Raw genomic sequence first — 15,739 nt, 5'->3', positions numbered from 1 at the left:
CTCAGCGTTCGAAGGTCACCATGAGCTCGACGACGCGGTCGAGGAACGCGTCGACGGGGGCCTCGCGGTAGCCGCGGCGGCCCCGGCGGGGACGGAACAGCGCCGTGCGCACGTCGTCGGCGCTGAGCTTCGTCGTGCCCCGGAAGTGGTCGGCGAGCAGTTCGCACAGCGCGTCGACGTCGCCCGGCCGGTAGCCGCGGCGCAGGCCGCGGGCGCGGGGGAAGCGCTCCCCGCGCGGTTCCTTCAGACGTCCCGAGACCGCCGCGCCGAGCGCGGCCTGCCGCTCGGTGAACGGCCGCTGGTCGCTCTGGGCCAGCGAGCGCTGACGTTCGCGACGGGCCAGACCGTCCTCGATCTCGGCGAGCAGGGCGTCGGTGTCGGCGACGTCGTAGCCACCGAACTGCGAGCCGAAGCCGACGGCTCGGACCTGTCCCGAGGCGACGCGCCCGGCCGGGACGGCCTGGGCGATGTGGTCGAAGAACACGTCGACGTCCTCGACGCGGTAGCCGCGTCGCAGACCCTTGAGGCGCGAGGGCCGCTCCTGCAGCAGCTGCGACAGGGGCAGGCCGTCGACGCTCTGGGTCATGCCTTCGGCTGTTCCGGGCCGATCGCGGCGAGCTGCCCGCAGGCCCCGTCGATCTCGCTGCCGCGGGTGTCGCGCACGGTCGTCGGGATGCCGCGGTTCTCCAGGGCGGCGACGAACGCCTTCTCCACGGCCGGGTCGCTGGCGGTCCACTTCGATCCCGGGGTCGGGTTCAGCGGGATCGGGTTGACGTGCACCCAGCCGCGGCCCCGGGCGTTGAGCAGCTTGCCGAGGCGGTCCGCACGCCACGCCTGGTCGTTGATGTCGCGGATCAACGCGTACTCGATGCTGACCCGGCGGCCCGTCGCCTCGAAGTAGCGGCGCGCGGCGTCGAGGGCCTCCGCGACGTTCCAGCGCTGGTTGATCGGGACGAGGTCGTTGCGCAGTTCGTCGTCGGGGGCGTGCAGGCTCAGCGCCAGCGTCGCCGCGATCCCCTCCTGGGCGAACTTGTCGATCGCCGGGACGAGGCCGACCGTCGACATCGTGATGCCGCGGGCGGAGATGCCGAGGCCGTCCGGGGCGGGCTGGACCAGGCGGCGCACGGCGGCGACGGCCGACTTGTAGTTGGCCAGCGCCTCGCCCATGCCCATGAAGACGACGTTGTTGACGCGGCCGGGACCGCCGGGGACCTCGTCGCGCGCCAGGGCACGGGAGGCCGCGGTGACCTGCTCCACGATCTCGGCCGTCGAGAGGTTGCGGGTCAGACCCGCCTGACCGGTGGCGCAGAACGGGCAGTTCATCCCGCAGCCGGCCTGGCTGGAGATGCAGATGGTGTCGCGGTTCTTGTAGCGCATGAGGACGGACTCGACGAGGGCACCGTCGTGCATCCGGTAGAGCGACTTGATCGTCTTGCCGGCGTCGGCGGTGAGCGTGCGGATCGGCGTCAGCACCGTCGGCAGCAGCGCCGCCGCGATCCGGTCGCGGCTCGCGGCCGGGAGGTCCGTCATCTTCGCCGGGTCGTCCTCGAGGCGCTCGAACCACTGCGTGGCGAGCTGCTTGCCGCGGAACGCCTTCTCCCCCAGCTCCACCATCGCCGGGCCGCGTTCCTCGGGTTCGAGGTCGACGAAGTGGCGCGGCGGCTTGCCGCGGCGGGGGGCGGCCATCACCAGCTTGCCGGGGCCGGCAGGCGCCAGGGGCAGCGGTTCGCGGGTGGGGGCATCCGGAGGAGTCGTCATCGTGACTCCATGGTAAGGGCCCGCGGACGCGGCCGACGCGCGGTCAGGAAGGGACGCGGCCGACGCGCGGTCAGGAAGGGACGAGCCAGAGCAGCAGCAGGTAGACCACCGGCGCCGCCGGCAGCAGCGAGTCGAGACGGTCCATGACCCCGCCGTGACCGGGCAGCAGCGTGCCCATGTCCTTGATGCCGAGGTCGCGCTTGAGCATCGACTCGGACAGGTCGCCGAGGATCGCGACGGCGACGGTGACGACCCCGAGCAGGACCCCGCCCCACCACGGCCCGCCCAGCGCCAACGGCAGGGCGATCGCCCCGGCGAGGGCACCGACGACGACGGAGCCGGCCGTCCCCTCCCACGACTTCTTCGGGCTCACCGACGGCGCCATGGGGTGCTTGCCCCACAGGACCCCCGCCGCGTAGCCACCCACGTCGCTGGCCACCACGAGGATGACGAAGACGAGGACCCGCCAGGGCCCCTGGTCGGCGGCCAGCATGAGCATCGCGAAACCGGCCAGCAGCGGGCCGTAGCTGACGATGAAGATGCCGCCGGCGACGTCGCGCACGGCGGGGACGGTGGTCACCGCCCCGTGGTCGCCGCCGTCACCGAGCAGGCGGTAGACGATGACGGCGAAGACCGTGAGCGCGTAGGCCACGAACAACGTCTCGCCCCCGCCGAGGTAGGCCCCCGGCACCATGGCCAGGGTGCCCGCCACGGGGGGCAGGACCGGGACCCGCAGGTGGCGCGCGCGGAACGCCCGCACCACCTCGACGCAGCCGTAGAGCACCGCGACGCTGGTGAAGACGACGAACGCCTCACGCCGGATGAACAGGCTGGCCACGACCACGGCACCGAGGCCGACGCCGATGCCGATGGCGGCGGGCAGGTTGCGGCCCGCCCGCCGGGGAGCCCTGGGAGGGTGGGGGGTCCCCGTCGTCGGGGTCCCCGTCGTCTCGCCCGTCACGTCGCGCCTCGCGTCCCCGTCGCTCAGACGGCGAGCAGTTCGGCTTCCTTGTTCTTCAGCAGGTCGTCGACGGCGTCGACGTGGCGCTTGGTGACCGACTCGAGTTCCTTCTCCGCCCGCGCGACCTCGTCCTCGCCGGCCTCACCGTCCTTGACGATGCGGTCCAGCTCCTCCTTGGCCCGACGGCGCACGTTGCGCAGCGAGACGCGGGCGTCCTCGGCCTTGGTGCGCGCGATCTTGATGTAGTCCTTGCGGCGTTCCTCGGTCAGCTGCGGCAGCACGATCCGGATGACGTTGCCGTCATTGCCCGGGTTCACCCCGAGGTCGGAGTTGCGCAGGGCCTTCTCGATCTCGGTCATCGCCGCCCGGTCGAAGGGGGTGATGAGCACCGAGCGCGCCTCGGGGATCTGGAAGCTGGCCAGCTGCTGCAGCGGGGTCGGCGCACCGTAGTAGTCGACCATGATCTTGTGGAACATCGCCGCGTTGGCCCGGCCCGTCCGGATGGCACCGAAGTCGCCCTTGGCGACTTCGATCGCCTTTTCCATCTTCTCCTCGGCCTCGAGGAGCGTGTCGTCGATCACGGGTGGTCCCTTTCGTCCTGCGTCCGGCGCGTGCTGTCCGCCTGTGGTGCCGTCGATCCGCCCGGCGGGCTCAGTCGGCGATCACCTGCGTGCCGATCCTCTCACCCCGCAGGGCGCGCGCCACGCCCTGGCCCTCCATCCCGAAGACCATCATCGGGAGGCGGTTGTCCATGCAGAGGCTGAAGGCCGTCTGGTCGATGACGCGCAGGTTCTTGCGCATCGCCTCGGCGTAGCTGATCGTGTCGATCTTGGTGGCGTTCGGGTCGGTGCGCGGGTCGCCCGTGTAGACACCGTCGACACCGTTCTTCGCCATGAGGACCACGTCGGCGCGGACCTCCAGCGCCCGCTGGGCGGCGACGGTGTCGGTGGAGAAGTAGGGCATGCCGGCACCCGCGCCGAAGATCACGACGCGGCCCTTCTCCATGTGCCGGATCGCGCGGCGCGGGATGTACGGCTCGGCGACCTGACCCATCGTGATGGCCGTCTGGACGCGCGTGGAGACGTCCTGCTGCTCGAGGAAGTCCTGCAGGGCCAGGGCGTTCATCACGGTGCCGAGCATGCCCATGTAGTCGGCACGGCTGCGTTCCATCCCGCGCTGGGACAGCTCCGCGCCGCGGAAGAAGTTGCCGCCACCGACGACGATGGCGACCTGCACCCCCTGCTTGACGGGCCCGGCGATCTCGCGGGCCACCTCGGAGATGACGTCGGGGTCGACACCGACCTGACCGTTGCCGAAGAACTCGCCCGAGAGCTTGAGGAGCACCCGTCGGTAGGCCGGGCGCGGTTGCACGGTGCCGGCTTCGAGGTCGACGGTCAGGCTCGGCTCGCTCACGCGGTGGCTCCTCGGGGGGTGCAGGGGTCGGTCGGCGGTGTCGGGGCAGTCTGCCCCAGACGCGGTGCGCGGGTCACGCTCAGTGACCCGCCACTGGTCCGGACGGGACGCCCGGACGCGCGAACGGGGCGGGGAGACCCGACTCTCGTCGGGCTCCCCGCCCCGTCCACGTCACTGCGGTGGTGCTCAGGCGCCGGCGCGGAAGCGCGCGAACGACGTGACGTTCACGCCCGCCGCGGCCAGCAGCTTGGTGATCGTCGTCTTCGGGTCCTTCGCGAACGGCTGCTCCAGCAGGACGTTGTCCTTGAAGAAGCTGTTCACGCGACCCTCGATGATCTTCGGCAGGGCGGCCTCGGGCTTGTTCTCCGCCCGCGAGGTCTCCTCGGCGATGCGGCGCTCGCTCTCGACCTTCTCGGCCGGGACCTCGTCGCGGGTGAGGTAGACCGGGCTCATGGCCGCGGCGTGCATCGCCACGTCCTTGCCGACCTCCTCGTTGGCCCCGTCGAGGGCCACGAGCACACCGATCGTCGGCGGCAGGTCGCTCGCCGTGCGGTGCAGGTAGGCGGAGACGTGCGTGCCCTCCACGCGGGCCACGCGGGCCAGGACGATCTTCTCGCCCATCGTCGCGTTGGCCTCGTCCAGGACCACCTGCACGCTCTTGCCGTCCAGCTCCGAGGCCAGCAGCGACTCGGCGTCGGTGGCCTTGACGGCCACGGCCTGGTCGAGCACCTGCTGGGCGAGGGCGACGAAGCCGGCGCTCTTGGCGACGAAGTCCGTCTCGCAGTTGAGCTGGACCATGACGCCGAGACCGGTCTCGGTGTGCACGACGACCAGACCGTTGGAGGCGTCGCGGTCCTCGCGCTTGGCGACGCCCTTCTGGCCCTTGATGCGGAGCAGCTCGATGGCCTTCTCGACGTCGCCCTCGGACTCCACGAGCGCGTTCTTGCAGTCGAGCATGCCCGCGCCGGTCTTCTCGCGCAGCGCCTTGACGTCAGCGGCGGTGTACGCAGCCACGGTCGTTCCTCTCGTCGTCCATCGGGGTTCTCGGGTGGAGCGGACGCGCAGACGCCCCGGGCCTCACGGCCCGGGGCGTCACCACAGGCGTCCTGTGTCAGGTGCTGCGGGCCTCAGGCCTGGGCAGCGGCTTCGGCGGGCTCGGCCGCAGCGTCGGCCTCGGGGGCAGCGTCGGCCTCGGGGGCGGCGTCGACCTCGGGCGCTTCGGCAGCGACCTCGGCCGGCTGGCCCTCGGCGGCTTCGGCCTCGGCGGCCTCCGGAGCGGTGGAGGCCTCGGCGGTGGCCGTGGACTCGGAGCCACCGGACTGCTCACCCTCGCTGCCGGCGAGCAGGTCCTGCTCCCAGGCCGCGAGCGGCTCGGTGTCGGACTCCGACTTGCCACCGTGGCGGACCTGCAGGCCCGCGGCGACGGCGTCGGCGATGACGCGGGTCAGCAGCGTGACGGAACGGATCGCGTCGTCGTTGCCGGGGATGCGGTAGTCGACGTCGTCGGGGTCGCAGTTGGAGTCGAGGATCGCGACGACGGGGATGTTCAGCTTCTTCGCCTCGTCGACGGCGAGGTGCTCCTTGTTGGTGTCGACGATCCACACCGCGGAGGGGACCTTGGTCATGTCGCGGATGCCGCCGAGGGTCTTGGTCAGCTTGGCGTACTCGCGGCTCAGGACCAGCAGTTCCTTCTTCGTGAGGCCGGAGGCGGCCACGTCGTCGAAGTCGACCTCTTCGAGCTCACGCATGCGCGCGATCCGCTTGGAGACGGTCTGGAAGTTGGTCAGCATCCCGCCGAGCCAGCGCTGGTTCACGAAGGGCATGCCCACGCGGGCGGCCTGCTCCGCGATGGACTCCTGAGCCTGCTTCTTGGTGCCGATGAAGAGGATGGAACCGCCGTGGGCGACGGTCTCCTTCACGAAGTCGTAGGCGCGGTCGATGAACGACAGCGACTGCTGCAGGTCGATGATGTAGATGCCGTTGCGCTCCGTGAAGAGGAAGCGCTTCATCTTGGGGTTCCAGCGGCGGGTCTGGTGTCCGAAGTGCACACCGGACTCGAGCAGCTGGCGCATCGTCACGACGGCCATGGGTGGTCCTCCTCGTGTCGGCCCCGCTCGGGGCCGATCGGTTCGTCCGCAGCGTGCCGGTCGGCTCGCCGCGCCTGGTCCTCGTGGCGCACCCCACCACCCGGTGGACCGGGTGGACCGAAAGGGTGCTTCCCCCCTGCGTCGGAGCAGGGAGCGGGGACGCGATGTCACCCTGGACGCGGCACCGAGGTCGGGAGTCCGAGGACTCCGCTGCCACGGAGCGCGTACCGGGTGCCCCCGTAGTCTACGACGCGTGAGCACTGGTCTCGACCGCGGCGCGTCGGCGCCCTCCCCGGCCCCCGCGACGACTCCGGCGGGGAGTCCCGTGGTCTCCCGCATGCGACGTTTCGGGCCGACGATCTTCGCCGAGATGTCCGCGCTCGCGGTGCGCACCGGGGCGGTCAACCTGGGGCAGGGCTTCCCCGACTCCGACGGCCCCGCCTCGATCCTCGACGACGCCGTCACCGCGATCCGCTCGGGCCACAACCAGTACCCGCCGGGCATCGGCGTCCCCGCGCTGCTCGAGGCGGTCGCCGAGCACCAGCGCCGCTTCTACGGGCTCGCCCTCGACCCCACGTCGGAGGTCCTGGTCACCGCCGGGGCCACCGAGGCGGTCGCCGCGAGCCTGTTGGCGCTGTGCGAACCCGGCGACGAGGTCGTGGTGCTCGAACCGACCTACGACTCCTACGCCGCCGTCATCGCCCTCGCCGGGGCCGTGCAGCGCTCGGTGCCCCTCCTCCCCGGTCCCGACGGGTTCGTCCTCGACCGCGACGGGCTGCGGTCGGCGTTCTCCGAGCGCACGAGGGTCGTCCTGCTGAACACCCCGCACAACCCGACCGGGGCGGTGCTCTCCGCCGAGGAGGTCGCGGCCGTCGCCGCCCTGGCCGTCGAGTTCGACGCCGTCGTCGTGACCGACGAGGTGTACGAGCACCTGGTCTTCGACGGCCGCGTCCACGTCCCCGTGGCGACCCTGCCGGGGATGGCCGAGCGGACGCTGACGGTGTCCTCGGCGGGGAAGACGTTCTCCGTGACGGGCTGGAAGGTCGGCTGGGTCAGCGGCCCGGCGCCGCTGGTCGCCGCGGTCCGCACCGTCAAGCAGTTCCTCACCTACGTCAACGCCGGCCCGTTCCAGCCGGCGGTCGCGGCGGCGCTGGCGCTGCCGGACTCCTTCTACTCCGAGCTCGCCGGCGACCTGCAACGGCGGCGCGACCTGCTCGTCGCCGGGCTGCGCTCGGCCGGGTTCGCGGTGTCCGTCCCGGCCGGGACGTACTTCGTCGTCGCCGACCCGCGACCCCTCGGTCACTCCGACGGCACCGCGCTGTGCCGCGAACTCCCCCACCTGGCCGGGGTCGTGGGGGTCCCCGTGTCGGCGTTCTGCGAACCGGGGAGCGTTGCCGCGCAGGCCGTCGAGCCGCTGGTCCGGTTCACGTTCTGCAAGTCCGACGCGGTGCTGGAGGAGGCCTGCGACCGGCTGCAGGCCCTGCGCTCGCGGTGAGCCTGCGCGAGACGCTGCTGGCGGAACGGGCCGACGCGGCGGTGCGGGCGGCCGGGCTGGAGCGAGAGCTCGCCAGTGCGCTGGAGGCGGCCGCCGAGGGCACGGCCGACGACGAGCACGACCCCGAGGGCTCGACGACGGCGTTCGAGCGGGCTCAGGTCGCGGCCGTGCTGGCGCAGGTGCGCGAGCGCCTCGACGCCCTCGACGACGCGCTCGCACGGGTCGGGGACCCGGGGTTCGGCACCTGCGCGGTCTGCGGGCGGGCGATCGCCCCGGAACGGCTCGCGGCCCGGCCGTGGACCACGACGTGCGTGGAGTGCGCCGGACGACGGTGACGACGACCCGTGCACAGGGTCGTGCCGTCCACAGTCCACGCCCGGCCGGTCCGCCGGGACGCTCGACGGGGTGCTCGGCGGGTGAGGCTGTCCCGGTGCTGCCCTCCGCCGTCCCGACCGGTCTCGTCGCGTTCGCCTCGGCGGTGGGGCTGGCCGGGGGGATGGCCGGGGTGGTGGTGACCACCGTCCCCGCACCGGCGTCCCCGCCGACGACGCTCACGGTCGTCGGGTCCTGGGTGTGGCCGGTGGAGCCGCCGCGGGTGCTGCGGGAGTTCGAGCACGTCGGTCGCTACGAGGCGGGTCATCGCGGGGTCGACCTCGCCGCGTCCCCCGGCCAGCCGGTCGTCGCCGTCGACGGCGGGACGGTCACGTTCGCCGGGCCGGTGGCCGGCCGGGAGGTCGTGGTGGTGCTGCACGCCGACGGACTCCGGACGACCTACGAACCCCTCGCCCCACTGGTGTCGAGCGGGGACGGGGTCAGGGCCGGTCAACCGCTGGGGACGCTGTCGGGGCCGACGCACTGCGCGACCGACTGCCTGCACCTCGGCCTGCGCGACGGTGACCGCTACCTGGACCCGCTGGGCCGGTTGCGGGCCGCCGCGCCCGTCCTGCTGCCGCTGGGTCGGCCGTGAGCTGCCGCCGTGGGCTACTCCGCGTCGGAGAGCTTGCCGCGCAGCTGCAGGACGGCCTTGGTGTGCATCTGGCAGATGCGGGACTCGGTGACCCCGAGGACGCGACCGATCTCGGCCAGGGTGAGGCCCTCGTAGTAGTAGAGCGTGACGACGATCTTCTCGCGCTCGGGCAGCTGGTTGATCGCCCGGGAGAGGAGGAACTTCGTCTCCTCCTTCTCGAAGGACTGCACCGGGTCCTCGGCCTTGGTGTCCTCGAGGGTGTCGACCAGGGAGAGCTTGTCGCCCTTCTCCCCCGAGACGCTGAGGAGTTCGTCCAGGGCCACGACGTTGACGTAGGACACCTGGCTGAAGATGTGGTGCAGGTCGCTGAGGGCGATCCCCATCCGTTCCGCCACCTCGACCTCGGTCGGGGTGCGGTGCAGCTCACCCTCAAGGGAGGCGTAGGTGCGTTCGACCTCACGGGCCTTGCTGCGCACCGAGCGCGGGATCCAGTCGATCGCGCGCAGTTCGTCGATGATCGCGCCACGGATGCGGGAGATCGCGTAGGTCTCGAACTTGATGGCGCGCTCGATGTCGAACTTCTCGATGGCGTCGATGAGCCCGAAGATGCCGTAGGAGACGAGGTCGGCCTGCTCGATGTTGGGCGGCAGCCCCACCCCGACGCGACCGGCGACGTACTTCACCAGCGGTGAGTAGTGCATGATCAGCCGCTCGCGGACCGCGGGATCGGCGTCCGACTTGAACTCCTCCCACATGGCCCGCAACGCCGCTTCGGCCTGCTCCTGCTCGGGGGTCTGCGGACCCTTGCGGGAGGTGAAGCGCGCGTTGGCCTGCGGTCGACCCGCCGGGCGGTTCTCGTCGACCGGCGCCCCGTTGCCGGCCGCTGCGTCCGCGGCGGCCTCCACGGCCCGGTTGGTCTTCTGGTCGGCCTCGGTCGTTCCGGCGGTGTCGATGGTGCGCTCCTGTCCATCCTCGACCACGCGCAGGTCGGAACCGGTGCTGTGGTCCGTCTCCTGCGTGGTGGCACGCTCGCGGCCCGCTCCTGAGTCCACCGTGGTCCTCCCCCGGACGGTCAGGCCCGGGGGTGGGCCTGACGGTGCGATCTCCGCAAGCGGTCCACGGAGACGTGCGTGTAGATCTGCGTCGTTGACAGCGTAGCGTGACCAAGCAACTCCTGTACGCTACGAAGGTCAGCTCCTCCGTCCAGCATGTGCGTCGCGGCCGCGTGCCGCAGACCGTGCGGGGAGATCGCCGAAGGCCCCGGCAACGCCGCCGTCGCCCGGTTCACCACGGCCCGCACCTGACGCTGGTCCACCCGCCGGCCCCGGCGCCCGAGGAAGACGGCCGCACCGGACTCCGGTCCCACCAGGCCCGGCCGCCCCTCCTCCAGCCACCTGCGCACCGCGTCCCGCGCCGGCACCCCGAACGGGACGACCCGCTCGCGGTCGCCCTTGCCCAGCACGCGGGCCGTGCGCTCCCCCAGGTCGACGTCGTCCGTGTCCAGGCCCACCACCTCCGCGACCCGACAGCCCGTCGCGTACAGCAGCTCGAGCAGCGCACTGTCCCGCAGCACCAACGGATCCCGCTGCGGCGCAGCGTCGTGCGCCGCGGCAGCCGCCGCGTCCAGGACTCCCGCCACCTGGCTCGCGCCGAGCACCCGGGGCAGGTACTGGGCCCGCTTGGGCGCCTGCAACCGCAGACCCGGGTCCCCCGGCAGGCGATCCGATCGGTGCGCCCAGGCCGTGAACGTCCGCGCCGCCGCCGCCCGCCGCGCCAGCGTCGACCGCGCGTGGTCCGCGGCGGCCCCCGCCAGCCACGCCCGCAGGTCCGCCAGGCCCAGCACCGTCAGGTCGAGGGTCCCGTCGTCGTCGACCGGCACGGTCAGCTGCAGCAGGTCCCGCACGTCGGAGCAGTAGGCCCGCACGGTGTTCGCCGACGCGTTGCGCTCCGCCCGCAGGTGGGCCGCGAAGGCGTCGAGCAGCTGCTGGGGGCTCTCGGAGCGGACGGGTGACACCCCTGCACCGTCACCCGTCCGGCCGATCCGTGCAACCACGCCACGCGCGCCGGCCGCGTCGGGGGACTCAGTCCCCCTTGACGTTCACCACCTGACGCAGCGTGTGACGCACCTCCACGAGGTCCGCGGCGTCGGCCATGACCCGGTCGATGTCCTTGTAGGCGGCCGGGATCTCGTCCAGGAAGGCGTCGGTGTCGCGGTACTCGATGCCCTTCATCGCCTCCCGCAGCTCCTCGTGGGTGAACCTCCGCCGGGCCGCCGACCGGCTGAACTCCCGCCCCGCGCCGTGCGGGGAGGAGTCCAGCGAGAGCCGGTCGCCCTTGCCCACCACGACGTAGCTCGCGGTGCCCATCGATCCCGGCACCAGTCCCGGTCGTCCCGCGTCGGCCCGGATCGCCCCCTTGCGGGAGAGCCAGACCTCACGGCCGAAGTGCCGTTCCCGCTCGGTGTAGTTGTGGTGGCAGTTGATCCGCTCCTGCTCCACGACCGCCTCCCCGAGGAAGTCGGAGAGGCGGGCCGCGACCCGGTCCATCATCTCCTCGCGGTTGAGCAGGGCGAACTGCTGCGCCCAGCGCAGGTCCGCGATGTAGTCGTCGAACTCCGGGGTCCCCTCGACGAGGTAGGCGAGGTCACGGTCGGGCAGCTCGATGAACCACTGCGCGCACAGCCGCTGGGCGACGGCGATGTGGTGGGTCGCCAGCTTGTTCCCCGGCCCGCGGGACCCGGAGTGCAGGAACAGCCAGACGGCGTCGGTCTCGTCGAGCGACACCTCGATGAAGTGGTTCCCCGAGCCCAGCGTGCCCAGCGCCGTCCGCCACCGGGGGGCCAGCGACTCCCGGAACTCCGCGCGGTCGGGGTGCAGAGCCTCGAGCTCGGCGACCCGCGGGCGGGCGGTCGCCGAGACGTCGCGGTTCGCGGCCCCGGCCGAGAGCGGGACGCTGCCCTCGATCGCCTCGCGCAGCACCGAGAGGTCCCGGCCCGCGAGGTCGTCGGCACGGAACTGGGTGCGGACCGCGATCATCCCGCAGCCGATGTCCACCCCGACGGCCGCCGGGATGATCGCCCCGTCCGTGGGGATGACCGAGCCGACGGTCGCCCCCTTGCCGAGGTGGGCGTCGGGCATGAGCGCGATGTGCGGGAACACGAAGGGCATCGTGGAGGCGGTCTCGGCCTGCCGGCGCGTCTTCTCCTCCAGGATCGACGCCCAGTTCACCAGTTTGCCGTTCAGCCGTTCCACGACGGTTCCCTTCCACTCCTCGTCCGGTGATGAGTCTGCGCGGCAACGATTCCCGCGCCAGGCACGAGGATCGACGGTACCCGCCGCGCTCCGGGGTTCCCAGGGGTTTTCACCCCGCCACCCCCGAACGCCAGCCGTCGGCGTCCCGCACCGCGACCCCGGAGAGCTCGAGGCGGCCGAGGACGGACTGGACGAGCGGCAGGTCGAGGCCCGCCTCGCGCGCCAGCCGCTCCAGGCCGTGGCTCCCCCGGCGCGGCAGGCACTCCGCGACCCGGAGTTCCTCGCGGTCCAGGCCGTCGAAGACCCGTCGCTCGACGCTCGGCACGGCCACCTCCTCCCGGCCGAGCTCGCCGAGGAGTTCCGCGACCTCGTCCGCGCTGGTGACGCAGACCGCCCCGCGCTCGCGCAGCAACCGGTGGCATCCCGCCGACGCGGGCGAGGTCACCGGCCCCGGGACGGCCCCGACGGGTCGCATCAGCCGCTCGGCCCGGTCCGCCGTCGAGAGCGCGCCGGAACGCCACGCGGCCTCAACCACGACCGTCCCGCTGGTGAGCGCCGCGATCAGCCGGTTGCGTTCCAGGAACCGCCAGCGCGTCGGGGTGGAACCGGGCGGGACCTCACTGACGAGGGCACCGCGTTCGGCGAGACGCGCCAGCAACGCGGCGTTGCCCGGCGGGTAGCTGCGGTCCACCCCGCAGGCCAGCACCGCCACGCTGACGCCGTCGACCGCGAGCGCCGCCCGGTGGGCCGCGGCGTCGATCCCGAACGCTCCGCCGCTGACGACGGCGAAGCCCCGGTCGGACACCCCCGCGGCGAGTTCGGAGGTGACGTGCTGGCCGTAGGCGGTGGCGGCACGGGCGCCGACGAGGGCGGCGCTGCGGGCGGTGACCTCGCGCAGGTGCGCGGGTCCGCGGACCCACAGGCAGAAGGGTGCGCCGAGGGGTCGTTCGCCGGTTCCGTCGTGGTCGAGGTCGGCGAGGCGTTGCGGCCACTCGTCGTCGCCGGGGACGAGCAGTCGTCCACCGGACGCGCGGACGGTGGCGAGGTCGGAGGCGGGGTCGACGTCGGGCAGTCGGGTGCGCCAGCGGTCGGGTCCGCGTCCGGTGAGCACGGCCTCGAGCGCGGTGACGGCGCCGACCTCGGCGACGAGGTGGGCGGCGGCCGCGTCACCCGGTTCGGCGAGGCGGCTCCAGGTGGCGCGGGCGAGGCGTTCGTCCGCCAGGGCGGCCCGCAGGACGCTGGGCACGCGACCCGTCGCGGGGAGGGTGTCCTGCCCCGGACCGGGACGGCGGTTCACGCGCCCGCTCCGACGATCAGGGTCCCGCGCAGGGCGAGAGCGCGTCCGACGTCGTCGCGGTCGGGTGCGTCGGCCCCGCGCAGGTCGGCGACGGTCCACGCGACGCGCAGCACCCGGTCGACCCCGCGCAGGGTGAGGACCCCGCGGTCCAGGGCGCGGTCGAGGTCGGAGGTCACGGCGGGGGGCAGCCGCAGGGGGCCCCGCAGCAACGGGCCGCGCAGTTCGCCGTTGGTGGCGACGTCGTGACGGCGCAGCCGCTCCGCCTGGACGGCGCGCGCGGCGGCGACCCGGGCGGCGACGACGGCACTCGACTCCCCGGGGCGGCCGTCGGCCACCTCGGCCCGGGTGACCGCCTGCACCTGCAACTGCACGTCGACGCGGTCCAGCAGCGGGCCGGAGAGCTTCGCGGCGTAGCGGCGGCGGGCCTGTGAGCTGCACGTGCAGTCCAGGCCCTTGCCGGTGCTGCGCCCGCAGGGACAGGGGTTGGCCGCCAGCACGAGCTGGAACCGGGCGGGGTAGCGGGCGGCACCGCGGGTGCGGTGCAGGACGAGCTCGCCCTGCTCCAGCGGTTGGCGCAGGGCGTCGAGGACGCGGGCCTCGAACTCCGGTGCCTCGTCGAGGAAGAGGACCCCGCGGTGGGCGCGCGACACCGCACCGGGCCGCGGGATCCCACTGCCGCCGCCGACGACGGAGGCCACCGACGCCGTGTGGTGGGGGTCCTCGTAGGGCGGGCGGGTGATGAGCGCCGTTCCGGCCCGACCGCGCAGGGTGCCGGCGACGGAGTGCACGGCGGTGACCTCGAGGGCGGACTCCTCGTCGAGGTCGGGCAGCAGCCCCGGCAGACGGGCCGCGAGCATCGTCTTGCCCGCTCCCGGGGGACCGTTCATCAGCAGGTGGTGGGCGCCGGCCGCGGCGACCTCCAGCCCGAACCGCGCCTCGGGCTGGCCGACGACGTCGGCGAGGTCGAGGACGCCCCCGGGACGCCGCGGTGCGGGAGGCGTGAACGCCCGCGGCGCGTCCGGGAGTTCCAGGGCCGGGTCGCCGCGGTAGTCGGCGACGAGTTCGGCCAGCCACCGGACCCCGCGGACGCTGATCCCGGGCACGAGGGCGGCCTCCTCGGCCGTGGCCTCGGGGACGACGACGCGCCGGACCCCGGCGCGGGCGGCGGCGAGCACCGCGGGCAGCACGCCGTCGACGGCGCGGACGCTGCCGTCCAGGCCGAGTTCCCCGAGGTGGACGACCTCGGCGGAGGGTTCCGGCGGCAGGACCCCGGCCGCGGTGAGCGTGGCCACTGCGACGGCGAGGTCGAACCCAGCGATGAAACAGTCCTAAACATGAACGGCCCCGCCGGTGCGCTAACACCGGCAGGGCCTTGATCCAGGAGTCTGCGAAGGAGACCCGGACCCATGTGTAATCGTCCCACGACCACCGCACCTGAACTGTCCGTCACCCGTCCGGCCTGCCCGCCGTGGTGCACCAACGTTGCCGTGGCCGGCAGCTGCCGCCTCGGCGAGCACGAGACGGGGATGACGGACGTCGCCGCCACCGCTGGCGGACCCATCGACGTCGACCTCCCCGGTCAGTTCCCCACCGTGGGCCTTGGCGTCTGGAAGTACGACGACGAGCTCGAGCCCTACGTCATCCTCAGCCTCGACCACCTCAACGTGAACGCCAAGATGCGCCCCCGGGAGCTGCGTCAGCTCGCCGGGCTCGCCACCCGCCTGGCCAACGCCGTCGAGGGCGTGACCCGATGAGCGCCCGGACGCCCCTCGGCCCGCCCCGCGACGGCGGAGCCTTGCAGGCCTTCCGTGAGGACGACGAGATCGTCATCGAGGTCCGCTACCCAGACATCACCCCGTTCGACTTCCGAGTCCCCGCGAACGGCGGCCTGGAGCAGCTCGTCGAGCAGCTGCAGGAGATGTGGTTCCCGGAGACCGTTCGATGAGCGCCCTGCAGGCCCCGGAGCGACGTCGTAGTGCCTGGTTCACCCTCGCGATCGTCTGTGCTGGTGTGGGTCTCGTAGCGAGCCTGTGGCTGCTGGCGCAGGCCGTCGTAGCCGACGCGGTGTGGCTGCCGGCTGCGTGGCTGATCGTGGTCAACGTGTTCATCGGAGCGATCGCCTGGCGCCAGCGCTGACGCGAGCTGCGGGCGTGGACTCACCCTGCCCGCAGCAGTCTTCGCCGTTGCCGCTCATCCACGCCTCGATGCACTCCGGCTTGATGAGCCACTTGCCGCCCTTGACTCGCTGGTGGCCATGGAGCTCGCCGATCTGGAGTGCGGTGAGGACGGTCTCGCGGGAGCGTCGGGACTGCTCGGCGGCTTCGGCCACAGTCCGGCGACGCAGGCCGCTTTCCCGGGCGACGGGCGGGGATGCCGTTGGCTGGGCGGTCGCGTCTCGGATGGCGTCCCGGACGGCCCGGTGGATGACGTCGTACAGGACCTGCTCGAGAGGAGGCAGGGCGGCGACGGTTTGAGCGCTAAGGCGTGGCATGGGCGGGACCGTAGAGGCC

Annotated in this window: 19 protein-coding genes; 6 read left to right on the top strand and 13 right to left on the bottom strand. The window is 72.9% G+C overall.

Going from position 1 to position 15,739, the window contains the following annotated elements:
* Nucleotide 1: 1 nt before the first annotated feature.
* From SJY07_RS22275 to rpsB, 7 genes are all read right to left on the bottom strand, one after another.
* On the bottom strand, nucleotides 2-586 hold the full coding sequence (locus SJY07_RS22275) for a DivIVA domain-containing protein (protein ID WP_380161585.1): 585 nt from the start codon (nucleotides 584-586) through the stop codon (nucleotides 2-4).
* Nucleotides 583-1,758, bottom strand: a complete 1,176-nt coding sequence (gene rlmN / locus SJY07_RS22270; RefSeq protein ID WP_328292051.1) for a 23S rRNA (adenine(2503)-C(2))-methyltransferase RlmN — start codon at nucleotides 1,756-1,758, stop codon at nucleotides 583-585. Before rlmN ends, SJY07_RS22275 begins: the two co-directional genes overlap by 4 nt.
* Before the next feature lie 70 nt (nucleotides 1,759-1,828).
* On the bottom strand, nucleotides 1,829-2,719 hold the full coding sequence (locus SJY07_RS22265) for a phosphatidate cytidylyltransferase (RefSeq protein WP_380161584.1): 891 nt from the start codon (nucleotides 2,717-2,719) through the stop codon (nucleotides 1,829-1,831).
* Nucleotides 2,720-2,742: 23 nt separating this feature from the next.
* Nucleotides 2,743-3,300 carry a ribosome recycling factor gene (frr, locus tag SJY07_RS22260; RefSeq protein WP_328292053.1) on the bottom strand — a complete coding sequence of 186 codons (558 nt, stop codon included), beginning with the start codon at nucleotides 3,298-3,300 and terminating at the stop codon, nucleotides 2,743-2,745.
* A 70-nt stretch (nucleotides 3,301-3,370) separates the two neighbouring features.
* Nucleotides 3,371-4,132 (bottom strand): UMP kinase, encoded by a 762-nt coding sequence (gene pyrH / locus SJY07_RS22255; protein ID WP_380161583.1) that lies wholly within the window; start codon nucleotides 4,130-4,132, stop codon nucleotides 3,371-3,373.
* 186 nt (nucleotides 4,133-4,318) lie between these two features.
* Complete coding sequence (tsf, locus tag SJY07_RS22250) at nucleotides 4,319-5,146, bottom strand: translation elongation factor Ts (protein ID WP_328292054.1); 828 nt, start codon at nucleotides 5,144-5,146, stop codon at nucleotides 4,319-4,321.
* Nucleotides 5,147-5,259: 113 nt separating this feature from the next.
* Nucleotides 5,260-6,219, bottom strand: a complete 960-nt coding sequence (gene rpsB, locus SJY07_RS22245; RefSeq protein ID WP_328292055.1) for a 30S ribosomal protein S2 — start codon at nucleotides 6,217-6,219, stop codon at nucleotides 5,260-5,262.
* Nucleotides 6,220-6,556: 337 nt separating this feature from the next.
* Between rpsB and SJY07_RS22240 the strand changes: the two genes are divergently transcribed.
* The 3 genes from SJY07_RS22240 (at nucleotide 6,557) to SJY07_RS22230 (ending at nucleotide 8,681) form a co-directional block, all read left to right on the top strand.
* The gene (locus SJY07_RS22240; RefSeq protein ID WP_380162472.1) at nucleotides 6,557-7,714 is read left to right on the top strand and encodes a pyridoxal phosphate-dependent aminotransferase; all 1,158 of its coding nucleotides are present in this window, start codon (nucleotides 6,557-6,559) and stop codon (nucleotides 7,712-7,714) included.
* Nucleotides 7,711-8,049 (top strand): TraR/DksA family transcriptional regulator, encoded by a 339-nt coding sequence (locus tag SJY07_RS22235; protein WP_380161582.1) that lies wholly within the window; start codon nucleotides 7,711-7,713, stop codon nucleotides 8,047-8,049. Before SJY07_RS22240 ends, SJY07_RS22235 begins: the two co-directional genes overlap by 4 nt.
* A gap of 95 nt (nucleotides 8,050-8,144) precedes the next feature.
* Entirely contained in the window at nucleotides 8,145-8,681 is a 537-nt protein-coding gene (locus tag SJY07_RS22230) for a murein hydrolase activator EnvC family protein (protein ID WP_380161581.1), read from the top strand.
* Nucleotides 8,682-8,695: 14 nt separating this feature from the next.
* Here the strand turns inward: SJY07_RS22230 and whiG are convergent, their stop codons facing one another.
* From whiG to SJY07_RS22205, 5 genes are all read right to left on the bottom strand, one after another.
* Nucleotides 8,696-9,733: an RNA polymerase sigma factor WhiG gene (gene whiG, locus SJY07_RS22225; protein WP_380161580.1), complete on the bottom strand. Its 1,038-nt coding sequence runs from the start codon at nucleotides 9,731-9,733 to the stop codon at nucleotides 8,696-8,698.
* A 20-nt stretch (nucleotides 9,734-9,753) separates the two neighbouring features.
* Nucleotides 9,754-10,695 carry a tyrosine recombinase gene (locus SJY07_RS22220; protein ID WP_380161579.1) on the bottom strand — a complete coding sequence of 314 codons (942 nt, stop codon included), beginning with the start codon at nucleotides 10,693-10,695 and terminating at the stop codon, nucleotides 9,754-9,756.
* Between the two features lie 67 nt (nucleotides 10,696-10,762).
* On the bottom strand, nucleotides 10,763-11,932 hold the full coding sequence (locus SJY07_RS22215; RefSeq protein WP_380161578.1) for an RtcB family protein: 1,170 nt from the start codon (nucleotides 11,930-11,932) through the stop codon (nucleotides 10,763-10,765).
* A 109-nt stretch (nucleotides 11,933-12,041) separates the two neighbouring features.
* A complete protein-coding gene (gene dprA / locus SJY07_RS22210; protein ID WP_380161577.1) occupies nucleotides 12,042-13,229 on the bottom strand; it encodes a DNA-processing protein DprA in 1,188 nt (395 codons plus the stop codon).
* Nucleotides 13,226-14,548, bottom strand: a complete 1,323-nt coding sequence (locus SJY07_RS22205) for a YifB family Mg chelatase-like AAA ATPase (protein WP_380162469.1) — start codon at nucleotides 14,546-14,548, stop codon at nucleotides 13,226-13,228. The genes dprA and SJY07_RS22205 overlap by 4 nt, the downstream gene beginning before the upstream one ends.
* Before the next feature lie 168 nt (nucleotides 14,549-14,716).
* On the opposite strand from SJY07_RS22205, the gene SJY07_RS22200 reads away from it, so the two are divergent.
* Genes SJY07_RS22200 through SJY07_RS22190 form a run of 3 tightly spaced genes read left to right on the top strand, consistent with a single transcriptional unit; the run spans nucleotide 14,717 to nucleotide 15,365 of the window.
* Nucleotides 14,717-14,983: a hypothetical protein gene (locus SJY07_RS22200; protein ID WP_380161576.1), complete on the top strand. Its 267-nt coding sequence runs from the start codon at nucleotides 14,717-14,719 to the stop codon at nucleotides 14,981-14,983.
* A complete protein-coding gene (locus tag SJY07_RS22195; RefSeq protein WP_380161575.1) occupies nucleotides 14,980-15,174 on the top strand; it encodes a hypothetical protein in 195 nt (64 codons plus the stop codon). Before SJY07_RS22200 ends, SJY07_RS22195 begins: the two co-directional genes overlap by 4 nt.
* Nucleotides 15,171-15,365 carry a hypothetical protein gene (locus tag SJY07_RS22190; protein WP_380161574.1) on the top strand — a complete coding sequence of 65 codons (195 nt, stop codon included), beginning with the start codon at nucleotides 15,171-15,173 and terminating at the stop codon, nucleotides 15,363-15,365. Before SJY07_RS22195 ends, SJY07_RS22190 begins: the two co-directional genes overlap by 4 nt.
* Here the strand turns inward: SJY07_RS22190 and SJY07_RS22185 are convergent.
* A complete protein-coding gene (locus SJY07_RS22185) occupies nucleotides 15,334-15,720 on the bottom strand; it encodes a helix-turn-helix domain-containing protein (RefSeq protein WP_380161573.1) in 387 nt (128 codons plus the stop codon). The genes SJY07_RS22190 and SJY07_RS22185 overlap by 32 nt on opposite strands.
* Between the last annotated feature and the right edge of the window lie 19 nt (nucleotides 15,721-15,739).

The sequence above is a fragment of the Kineococcus sp. R86509 genome (assembly GCF_042466365.1).
Lineage (GTDB): Bacteria > Actinomycetota > Actinomycetes > Actinomycetales > Kineococcaceae > Kineococcus.
Note: the sequence above shows the minus strand (reverse complement) of the source record. Positions and strands in the feature narration are given on the sequence as shown.

Coding starts and splice junctions, on each gene's coding strand:
- rlmN (WP_328292051.1), bottom strand. CDS start 1,758: ATGACGACTCCTCCGGATGCCCCCACCCGCGAACCGCTGCCCCTGGCG.
- SJY07_RS22185 (WP_380161573.1), bottom strand. CDS start 15,720: ATGCCACGCCTTAGCGCTCAAACCGTCGCCGCCCTGCCTCCTCTCGAG.
- SJY07_RS22195 (WP_380161575.1), top strand. CDS start 14,980: ATGAGCGCCCGGACGCCCCTCGGCCCGCCCCGCGACGGCGGAGCCTTG.
- SJY07_RS22275 (WP_380161585.1), bottom strand. CDS start 586: ATGACCCAGAGCGTCGACGGCCTGCCCCTGTCGCAGCTGCTGCAGGAG.
- rpsB (WP_328292055.1), bottom strand. CDS start 6,219: ATGGCCGTCGTGACGATGCGCCAGCTGCTCGAGTCCGGTGTGCACTTC.
- SJY07_RS22190 (WP_380161574.1), top strand. CDS start 15,171: ATGAGCGCCCTGCAGGCCCCGGAGCGACGTCGTAGTGCCTGGTTCACC.
- SJY07_RS22240 (WP_380162472.1), top strand. CDS start 6,557: ATGCGACGTTTCGGGCCGACGATCTTCGCCGAGATGTCCGCGCTCGCG.